This window comes from Acinetobacter sp. (assembly GCF_050285345.1).
Classification (GTDB): domain Bacteria; phylum Pseudomonadota; class Gammaproteobacteria; order Pseudomonadales; family Moraxellaceae; genus Acinetobacter.
The window spans coordinates 1-10,111 of sequence record NZ_JBLZXR010000086.1 but is presented as its reverse complement, the minus strand read 5'-3'; the positions used below and the strand labels follow the sequence as shown (position 1 = coordinate 10,111).

Annotated in this window: 10 protein-coding genes and 1 pseudogene; 6 read left to right on the top strand and 5 right to left on the bottom strand. The window is 39.6% G+C overall.

Features of this window, described 5'->3' with window-relative positions; translation table 11 throughout:
- Nucleotides 1-243: 243 nt before the first annotated feature.
- Nucleotides 244-813, bottom strand: a complete 570-nt coding sequence (locus ACN6OV_RS07790; RefSeq protein WP_427951606.1) for a peptidylprolyl isomerase — start codon at nucleotides 811-813, stop codon at nucleotides 244-246.
- A 101-nt stretch (nucleotides 814-914) separates the two neighbouring features.
- Between ACN6OV_RS07790 and ACN6OV_RS07785 the strand changes: the two genes are divergently transcribed.
- Entirely contained in the window at nucleotides 915-1,586 is a 672-nt protein-coding gene (locus ACN6OV_RS07785; protein ID WP_427951603.1) for an acetoacetate decarboxylase family protein, read from the top strand.
- 66 nt (nucleotides 1,587-1,652) lie between these two features.
- Here ACN6OV_RS07785 and ACN6OV_RS07780 read toward each other — a convergent pair whose 3' ends face one another.
- Nucleotides 1,653-2,723, bottom strand: a complete 1,071-nt coding sequence (locus ACN6OV_RS07780) for an alpha/beta hydrolase (protein WP_427951601.1) — start codon at nucleotides 2,721-2,723, stop codon at nucleotides 1,653-1,655.
- 201 nt (nucleotides 2,724-2,924) lie between these two features.
- Here ACN6OV_RS07780 and ACN6OV_RS07775 point away from each other — a divergent pair, with 201 nt between their 5' ends.
- Entirely contained in the window at nucleotides 2,925-3,218 is a 294-nt protein-coding gene (locus tag ACN6OV_RS07775; protein WP_427951598.1) for a hypothetical protein, read from the top strand.
- A 214-nt stretch (nucleotides 3,219-3,432) separates the two neighbouring features.
- Here the strand turns inward: ACN6OV_RS07775 and ACN6OV_RS07770 are convergent, their stop codons facing one another.
- On the bottom strand, nucleotides 3,433-3,672 hold the full coding sequence (locus ACN6OV_RS07770; protein WP_427951595.1) for a hypothetical protein: 240 nt from the start codon (nucleotides 3,670-3,672) through the stop codon (nucleotides 3,433-3,435).
- A 937-nt stretch (nucleotides 3,673-4,609) separates the two neighbouring features.
- On the opposite strand from ACN6OV_RS07770, the gene grpE reads away from it, so the two are divergent.
- The 4 genes from grpE to ACN6OV_RS07750 all read left to right on the top strand — a co-directional run bounded on the left by grpE (nucleotide 4,610) and on the right by ACN6OV_RS07750 (nucleotide 8,916).
- A complete protein-coding gene (gene grpE, locus ACN6OV_RS07765; protein ID WP_427951609.1) occupies nucleotides 4,610-5,149 on the top strand; it encodes a nucleotide exchange factor GrpE in 540 nt (179 codons plus the stop codon).
- Between the two features lie 119 nt (nucleotides 5,150-5,268).
- On the top strand, nucleotides 5,269-7,212 hold the full coding sequence (dnaK, locus tag ACN6OV_RS07760; protein ID WP_427951592.1) for a molecular chaperone DnaK: 1,944 nt from the start codon (nucleotides 5,269-5,271) through the stop codon (nucleotides 7,210-7,212).
- 286 nt (nucleotides 7,213-7,498) lie between these two features.
- Entirely contained in the window at nucleotides 7,499-8,410 is a 912-nt protein-coding gene (locus ACN6OV_RS07755) for a matrixin family metalloprotease (RefSeq protein WP_427951590.1), read from the top strand.
- A gap of 128 nt (nucleotides 8,411-8,538) precedes the next feature.
- Nucleotides 8,539-8,916 carry a hypothetical protein gene (locus tag ACN6OV_RS07750; RefSeq protein ID WP_427951587.1) on the top strand — a complete coding sequence of 126 codons (378 nt, stop codon included), beginning with the start codon at nucleotides 8,539-8,541 and terminating at the stop codon, nucleotides 8,914-8,916.
- Nucleotides 8,917-8,987: 71 nt separating this feature from the next.
- Here ACN6OV_RS07750 and erpA read toward each other — a convergent pair whose 3' ends face one another.
- Nucleotides 8,988-9,323, bottom strand: coding sequence for an iron-sulfur cluster insertion protein ErpA (gene erpA / locus ACN6OV_RS07745; protein ID WP_427951584.1), 336 nt, complete (start codon nucleotides 9,321-9,323; stop codon nucleotides 8,988-8,990).
- Nucleotides 9,324-9,458: 135 nt separating this feature from the next.
- Nucleotides 9,459-10,037 (bottom strand): annotated as a pseudogene (locus ACN6OV_RS07740) (putative solute-binding protein); the annotation flags it as partial.
- Nucleotides 10,038-10,111: the final 74 nt, after the last annotated feature.

Below are 10,111 nucleotides of genomic sequence, written 5' to 3'. Positions count from 1 at the left end.
CTAGAAGCTGGACTTCGATAAACCCTAACAACTCAGCGATTCGCGCTTCGTTCGTTCCGGCTATCTCGTCGGTATGGCGCTCATTATAGGGGAAAAATTTACGCACGCAAGTGCTTTTCACACACAAGAATGATGAGTGTTTCATTTTTATGCACCAAAACAGAACACCATATGATCAATATTAATATAAACACATGATATTTATAACAAATACCATGTGAAATTATATTTAAAATATTTTGCTTAGTTTTTTGCAGGCGCTGTTTTAATCACCACACTATTAATAATCACGGGTGAAACTGGTACATTTTGATGCATACCATGGTTTGCTGTAGGTACTTTGACAATTTTATCGACAACATCCATACCTTTGGTGACTTTACCAAATACAGCATATCCGGCATTCATTGCACTTTTATTAAGAAAGTCATTATCAACCACATTAATAAAGAATTGGCTGCTGGCAGAATCAGGATGATTCATTCGTGCCATCGCTAATGTGCCACGTTTATTGGCTAAGCCATTATAAGATTCATTTTTAATAGTGGCTTTCGTCGGCTTTTCCTGCATTTTGACATCCATTCCTCCACCCTGAATCATAAAGCCCGGAATAACGCGATGGAAAATCGTGCCGTTATAAAAATTGGCTTTGGCATAGTCTTCAAAGTTTTTCGCTGAAATCGGCGCTTTATCATTAAATAGTTCAATTTCGATATTGCCTTGATTGGTTTTCATTTCTACAAGGGTATTGGCAGCCCAACTACTGATACTAATGGTCGTTGCAGCGATTGCGATTAAAGCTTGTTTTAACATTTGCTAACTCTTCTGATTAAAGTCGTACTTGTTATTGACTGTATATTAGTCTTTGATGATTAAAAAGTAACTATTCTGCCATTATTACAATGAGAACAGCGATGACAGCAAGCATTTTGGAATACGCGAAGATTGAACACTTCCCACCTTGGCATTTACACGGTGATGCTTTTATTTTGAATTATTGGATCTCACCGACTTTTATTCAGCAAGCGCAAGCTTTCCGTTTGGCTCCTTCGTCGCTCGGTCGAGTCGTCCAAGTCTTACTGATACGTTATCACGACTCCCCTGTTGGCCCCTATGATGAATTACTGATTATGGACCACCCTTTATTCAGTAAGAAAAGACTCAGCTCTATTCCTAAAATCTATGTCTCGACAGAAACCTCTGTTGTCCATGGACAATATTTGTGGGGAATCCCCAAAGAATTGGCCCAGTTCGAATGGCAGCAACATCAACAGGAACTGGTGTGTACCATCCAATTCCAACAACAAAAAATGCAGATTCATTTAAAGAAAACCCGAAGCACACGTTCTTTCTATATAAACAGTCATCACATCCCAGCCTCAATGTTACAGATACGACAAGCTTGGCAAGGTAAACGCTATCAATTTTCACCGCAGTTTCGAGGTCGTATTTCTAAACTTGCCAGCGTGCAATGGGAAAATACCCAAGCGATCTTTCCCGACTTTTCACAAGCACGTTTATTGCAAAGTTTTTATGTGCCGACGTTTAATTTGGTTTTTCCACCCGCAACCATTAAAGATAAATAGTCATGTACTGAAGTCAAACTGGTGTTTCACGTGAAACACCAGTTTGACGTAAATAATTTAAAATACTTAGCTGTGCTTATCCCAAAACTTACGGAATTTTTCGCTTACCTCGATGACGTATTTTTTTGCACGATGCGATACCGGCGTCATGTTAATGAAGCCATGAGTTTGGTCAGTATATTCCTGATAAAACACTTTCACGCCTTGCTGACGCAGTTTGTGCGAATAGATTTCACCCTCATCATGTAAAACATCATGTCCTGCTGTAATTAGGTAGGTGGGTGCAAGACCCAAAAACTGGCCATAGGTTGGTGAAACCAATGGATCGTCCAATGCGACATTGTGGGTGCGTGGATACAGTTCTGTCACGATATCAATATCACGTTCAGTTAAGACCAACCCTTCTTTATAGGCATAGAATGACGGATGACGACTTTTGAAATCAACCACAGGATAAATCAGCAATTGAGCTTGTGGAGCAAAAGCTTTCTTCACACTACGCTGCGCCACCACGGTAGCAATATTCCCGCCCGCACTATCCCCCGCAACCGCAATGCGATTTTTTAGAATCTTCAATTGACGGCTATTTTGATAAGTCCATGCCAATGCATCTTCACAGCTTTGGATTAATTGCGCAGGGCTCGCTTCAGGACTAAGCGGATAATCGATACTCAAGACCTGTACCTTGGCATGCACAGCCAATAAACGACAGACTTCATCATGCGTATCTAAACTGCCGACCACAAAGCCACCACCATGATAAAACACGATCATCGGCAACTTTTTATTTGGTGTAGGATGATAATGTCGTGCAAATACCGTTCCGCTTTGTAAAGGTAAACGAAGGTCCTGAACGTATTTTACCGCCGTTGGTTTTGATTTTATCGATTCCATTTGCAGTTCAAACTGCTTACGCGATTGTTGATAATCTAGCGTAATAAAACCGGACTTGCCCTGTTTCAGCTGGGCCGCCATCATACATTTCACCAGCGGATCGAGTTCAGGAAAAATAAAAGGATAATCGAGTCGTTTGGCTAAACTTTCTTTGGCAAAATTGGGAAGTCGATCTAATAAACGTGCAGCCGTACCTTGGCCTTTCTCTGTGAAATTTTTTAATGATTCATTTAAAGCAAACATGCCATATCCTTTGATTATTGCTCTTCATACTTTCTACATGATCATGGGCTGATGTGACCATATTCACATATAAGTCTAAACATCGATATACATAGTACAGACTCAATTAAGCTAATCTTCTTTTATAGAGTTGTCATTGACAATTTACCTGAGTTTCATGGGTTGATTTTGCTAACCCATTTTAGATAAAGGATATTCAGCATGGCTAAAAAAATAATCCTTCTGTCCATTGTGACTGCTTTTTTGGCTGTAGGCTGCGTCGCATTTCCTGATGATGATTACTATGACGGACGTTATGATCAGCGCTATGACCACCGCTATGATCGTGATAATGACCATCGTCATGATCGTCGTTACGACCATCGCTATGATCAAGACCGCCGCGCTTGGGAGCGTCGACAAGAGCAACGTAGGAAGCAGCAACTTGAACACAACCGGAAATATCAACACGACAGGGATCGAGATCATCGTAAATCATGGGAAAACCGTCAGTAATCCTATATTTCCCTCAATCAATAAAAGCGTATCCATGGATACGCTTTCTTTATATAAGTGGCAACTCTTCACATCGAAGCCCAATCCCTGTAAATAGGACAATACGGCTGTAATAAAAATAGACAGAAGAGGCATCCGATCTTCTGTCCATGCTTTGCTGAATGATAAAACCACAACTCAGCGCTATTCAAATACCTTTATTATTATCTAACCATTATTGTTGAATCATCGGTTGCTCAGCTGCGGGTGCTACCGGTTCAGATTGAATTTCCACGCCTTGTACAGAAGGATCGGCTTGAACCACAGCACCAGATTGCTCAGATGAAACCTGTACTTCAGCTCCAGTTGTCACTTGTGCAGTTTCTGGAGATTCGACTGTTTCCTGTGAAGAACAACCTACTGCTGCTACACCGAAACCCATCACTGCCAAAAGAAGTAAACCTGTTTTCTTCATCTTGAATATTTCCTTAAATTAACTCTTAAAAGCAAAGCTCATCTTTGCCCGACTCATCATGGGAAATAATTCTGTGAAGTTCTCACCTTCTGAGTTGTAGTTTTTACGGATGAAGGTATGGCTTATGCAATTTTTTATTAATCACAGCACACACTGAATCCAGCTTTTATCTCGATAAAAATATTATTAAAGTCGTTTGTTTTATATCAATATTTTTTAAAATATCTAAAATAATTTAGACTTTATATATAATGTTATGAAAAACAAATCCCAACAAAACCATGCAGCTTAGTTACTTAAGTTTTTGTTTTTATAAATTTAAGGCAAAAAAAAGCCTGCTGATGAGAACAGCAGGCTATGAAAACACATTTGAATCAATCAGAAGAAACAACAGCAGAATCTGAAAACAATATTAGTCTGTTGATCATTTTTTGAGAAATACTTTATAAAACTGAAATTAAGAGCTTTTATGTCTAAATATCAACCAATATATTTTCTGGACAAAAAAAAAGCTGATCCTTGGGGAATCAGCCTAAAAACAGCATATTCTAAAACTGCTGGTCGTCACCATATCCCCTCTCTCCAGCGGATATGGTCACTTCCAATATCTGTAGTATGCATAAGATGATAAACAATGAGAAACGGTTAAAACGCATCGATATGATTTAGTAATCCGATTGAAATATACTTCACCATTCAAATCAATAATTTATAATTTTATCGATTGATCTAAAATTGGTTTATTTCTTTAGAAAGTCAGCTTTTTTCATGAAAAAACTGCAATTAATCGCTGACTTCGCTTGAATTTTTAACTGCTGCCCCGATTTCTTTTATTAATCATGAATTCAAAACGCATGGCAGTTCCGCATTGATGTCGTTTGAACGCATAGCTATAGGACTGAACATGTTTAAAAACCCATTTAAACGGAGTAAATCAATGGCGACTGAGCAAAACCAAGACGCTCAAGATCTAGGGCAAGAGCAAGTAGAACAGCAAGCTCCAGCTGAAAACGAGCAAGCTGAGGTTACCGTTGAGTCTTTACAAGAACAAATCGCTCAACTTGAAGGTGATTTAAAGCTTGAGAAAGCACGTACTGCCAACGCTGTGTATGAAGCACAAAAAAGTGTAGAGCGTATTCAACGCGAATCTGAAAAGCATAAAGATACTGTTCTTGAAAAATTCGCAAAAGAGCTACTTGAATCTGTCGATAACCTTGAGCGTGCAATTGCTGCTGCAGGTGAAGAAAAGTCAGGTTTGTCTGAAGGCGTAGAACTTACCCTGAAATCATTATTAACCACCTTAGAAAAATTCGGTGTGGTTGTAGTAGACACAGCAAATGGTTTCAATGCCGAGCTTCATCAAGCTGTTGGAATTGACCCAACTGCTAAGGCCGATCAAATCGGTACGGTATTGCAAAAAGGCTATAGCTTAAATGGTCGTTTATTACGCCCTGCTATGGTGATGGTAGGTGCCTAAACCCCAATTATTGAGAATTTATTAAAAATTTTTCCAATATTACTTGAAAATTTTTGATTGGCTCTCATATCGGATAACAAGCGAAAACATTGTAAAAGAATTTTAGAGGAAACATCCAAATGGCTAAAATCATTGGTATTGACTTAGGTACAACGAACTCTTGTGTTGCGGTACTTGAAGGCGACAAAGTTAAAGTAATCGACAACGCAGAAGGCGCACGCACAACGCCATCAATTATTGCGTATAAAGATGGCGAGATCCTTGTGGGTCAATCTGCTAAACGTCAAGCAGTAACTAACCCTAAAAATACATTATTTGCGATCAAACGTTTGATCGGTCGTAAGTACCAAGACCAAGCTGTACAAAAAGACATCGGCCTTGTACCTTACAAAATCATCCAAGCAGACAATGGCGATGCTTGGGTTGAAGTAAACGACAAAAAGCTTGCACCACAGCAAATCTCTGCAGAAGTTCTGAAAAAAATGAAGAAAACTGCTGAAGATTACCTAGGTGAAACAGTCACTGAAGCAGTAATTACTGTACCTGCTTACTTCAACGATGCGCAGCGTCAAGCAACTAAAGATGCAGGTAAAATTGCTGGTTTAGAAGTTAAACGTATCATCAACGAGCCTACAGCTGCTGCTTTAGCGTTCGGTATGGACAAAAAAGAAGGCGACCGCAAAGTTGCTGTATACGACTTGGGTGGTGGTACTTTCGACGTATCAATCATCGAAATCGCAGATCTTGATGGCGACCAACAAATTGAAGTGTTATCAACCAATGGTGATACTTTCCTTGGTGGTGAAGACTTTGATAACGCATTGATTGAATTCTTGGTTGAAGAATTTAAGAAAGAGCAAAGTGTTAACCTCAAACAAGATCCACTTGCGTTACAACGTTTGAAAGAAGCAGCTGAAAAAGCAAAAATTGAACTTTCATCTGCAACTGCAACTGAAATCAACCTGCCATACATCACAGCTGATGCAACGGGTCCTAAACACTTAGTGATCAACGTAACACGTGCGAAACTTGAAGGCTTAGTGGCTGATTTAGTGGCTCGTACCATTGAGCCTTGCCGTATTGCGCTTAAAGATGCAGGTCTTTCGACTTCTGACATCTCTGACGTAATCTTGGTTGGTGGTCAATCACGTATGCCAATGGTTCAACAAAAAGTTCAAGAATTCTTTGGTCGTGAACCACGTAAAGACGTGAACCCGGATGAAGCAGTAGCAATGGGTGCTGCAATTCAAGGTGCGGTACTTTCAGGTGACAAAACTGACGTACTTCTTCTTGACGTAACACCGCTTACACTTGGTATTGAAACTATGGGTGGCGTGTTAACAGCAATCATCGAGAAAAACACCACGATTCCTGCGAAGAAATCTCAAGTGTTCTCAACAGCTGCTGACAATCAACCTGCTGTAGACATTTCTGTGTTCCAAGGTGAACGTAAAATGGCACAGCAAAACAAATTGCTCGGTAACTTCCAATTAGGCGACATCCCACCTGCGCCACGTGGTGTGCCACAAATTGAAGTTTCTTTCGACATCAACGCTGATGGTATCTTGAAAGTATCTGCAAAAGACAAGAGCACAGGTAAAGAGCAATCGATTCAAATTAAAGCAAACTCTGGTTTGAGCGATGCTGAAATTGAAGCAATGATCAAAGATGCTGAAGCGAATGCTGAAGAAGACCGCAAATTTGAAGAGTTAGCGAAAGCACGTAACGAAGCAGATGCACTTGTATCTTCTGCGCAAAAAGCAGTTAAAGATCTTGGCGAACAAGTAACTGCAGACGAAAAAACTGCAATCGAAACTGCTGTAACTGAGCTTGAAGCTTCAACGAAAGAAAATGACGTCGAAGACATCAAAGCGAAAACTGAAGCACTTCAAAACATCATCATGCCAATCACTCAGCGTGCTTATGAAGCAGCGCAAGGTGCTCAAGGTGGTGCTGAAGGTTTTGATCCTAACGCTTTCCAAGGCGGTGAAGGTCAACAACAAAAAGCAGATGACGGCGTTGTCGATGCTGAATTCACTGAAGTTAAAGATGATAAAAAATAAGTTGTCACTTTAATCTAAAAAACCACGCTTCGGCGTGGTTTTTTATGGGCTAAAATTTTGTGCCCCTTATTTTTACGAGTACAGTCAGGCCATGAAAACCATTGAATATTAAAAATATAGACTAAATATTTTTAATATTCAATTCAAACATTTATCTCGAACCTAAGACTCAAAAAAAAGAATCAATCTTAGATAGCGACTGAATTAAATTATCGATTCAAAAAGTAGAATTCCATTAACAGATCATTTCAGCTACATTATTTAAAAATAATGACAAACCACCATCATGCGCTTTATTTTCATTGCTTTGATCCTGATTTACACTGCGTTTTGGATGCTCCAAAGTCATCGTCACCCACAGCTTAAATTTAATTCTACTTGGGATCGAATATCCCATCCTTTCGACACGCGATTGCGCTTCCGTGTTGCAGACGTCGACCCGCGCTTTGGTTTAACAGCAGAGCACGTTATTCAGCTCAGTAAAGAAGCAGCGGATATTTGGCATGCTGGAACGCTAAAACCATTATTTGTTTATGATCCACAGGCGCAGCTAAGTATTCATTTAATTTTTGATGAACGCCAAGCACATTACAATGCCTATAAGAAAACTCAAAACCAATTAAATATGGAGAAAACCCGTAATGATCTAAATGCAGAATATTTAGATCTCCATCGTCAAAACTTAGAAAGCAAAGAGCAGCAATTACGTTCACGCCAAGCCTTCATCCATGCAGAAATGCTGCGCTTATCCCAAGAACGGATGAGTTGGCGTCGGCTTGAAACGGGTAATGGAACTAACCTACAACGTATTGAACGTGAGCTGGATCAAATCCAGTCTCAAGCTACTCAATTAGATCGTGAAATTAATGCTTTCAATCAGCAAAATGATCATTTCAATCAACAAATTTCCAGTTTTAACCAACAAATTGATCAATATAATGCAGGTGTAATACAGGCCGTACAGCGCTTCCCAAGTCGGGAATTTCACAAAGGCATCTTTATGGGTAAGCAAATCCAGATCTATCAATTTGATACGGAAGCAGATTTACGCCTCACCCTTGCACATGAATTAGGTCATGCACTGGGCTTAACTCATCACGATGATCCCACAGCGCTCATGTATCCCATTTTAGGTGCACAGCAACTTGACGGTTTTAAACTCATGCCCGCCGATCAAAACTTGTTGTATTCTCGCTAGCGCGTGAATTTGAGTGGTGTTGTAAAAATCCCATACAACTTATAAGGATAATGCAGGATTCATCAACAAAAAATAGGATTTCATGTTATTGTGGATATGCCATAATTCTTCTATTAATTACATCTTCCGTGGAGAGCAATGTGAGTTACTACCATATCTTAATTGAAGTGAATGACCACATCAGCACGATTGAACAAACCCGAGATATTGAAATTTTTGATATCACCAACATTCAACCCTACCTCCATGCTGTCCTTTTACCGTTCTTTAATGAACAGCTGATTGAACTGGAAGATGAAAATCTAGAATTTAAGGATGTTATACATCTGCAAGTCAAACAAACATTATTGCCGATTAAAGATCTGATTGAAGAAGAACAGCGTTTGCTACCAAGTGATACTGATATCACCATTTCAGCCTATGAAATTTTTAACAATTACCAACTCAGCCAAGATGTCACTACCGTGATATTAGATCTTTTAGAAGCGCTGAAATTTGAAGCTTAAAACCTATTTTTTGTATTAAAAAAGCCCTCTTAAAAATGAGGGCTTTTTTATGGCTCAATGCATCATCTAGATTAGATCGAGAACGAAGATCCACAACCACACGTGGTTGTTGCATTCGGGTTTTGTACCACGAAACGAGAACCTTCTAGACCTTCTAGATAATCAACTGTTGAACCCACTAAATATTGATAGCTGAGTGAATCAACAAGCATTTTTACATCTGCATTGACAAATTCAGCATCATCTTCATTTTGGCTTTCAGCGAAATTGAATCCATAAGAGAAACCTGAACAACCGCCACCAGTAACATAAACACGTAACATCAGGTCTTGGTTACCTTCGCTGTCACGCAATTGGCGTACTTTGTTAGCAGCATTGTCAGTCAGCACAAGTGCTTGAGCATTCATGATGGATTCCTCTGAGTCATTTGGATGTCTTTAAAAAGAAAAGACCATGTATTGAGTATAACATATTCAATATATGGTCCGTCTTCGCAGTTTAAAGTTAAATCAGAGTATTTCTATCAAGATTTATTTTACAGACTATTTATAGTTCTCGTCCTGTAATGAACACTCAAAGTTTTTGGGGTCTTGTTTGCAGCGAAATTGCCATAATAACTTCATCATCCGTTTGTCATAAATACCGCGCTGACTTAAGTCGATGCGCGCTTCACGCATCATTTTTTGATAACCCGCTTGATCTGCGCTAGGCACATCCATCCAGTATTTGGTCGGAATTTCAGCTTTCATTTTACCTAAAATACTAAAGGCACGAGGTAACTGTGTTTTAACCCAGTCACGTGATTTTTGCCCATAACCTGCCGGAAATTTATCTGGGCGGATAATAATGTTCCCAGTGACTTGCAAAATTGGATAATTCACAATTGCACCTTTGCTGCCTAACCCCTTGTGCAATTCAAGCGGTTTAAATACCGCAGCAGGTGCGCCAATAATATCCACCTGCCCATTATTAAACTTCGCACCAAAATTGGTGACATCTGCACTGATAGCTTGTGCCCCTACTTGCTGAACCATGATTTTTTGTGCTTCATCGTAATCGAGCACTGCAATTTTTTTCCCTGCGGCTTTAGCTACGGTATTAATACTGCGGTCATTCACCATTGACATCCTCACCTCCCTTAAACGGAGGTGATTCCTACAGCTAGACGCTTATGCCCAAGCGCAAGAATGTTCAT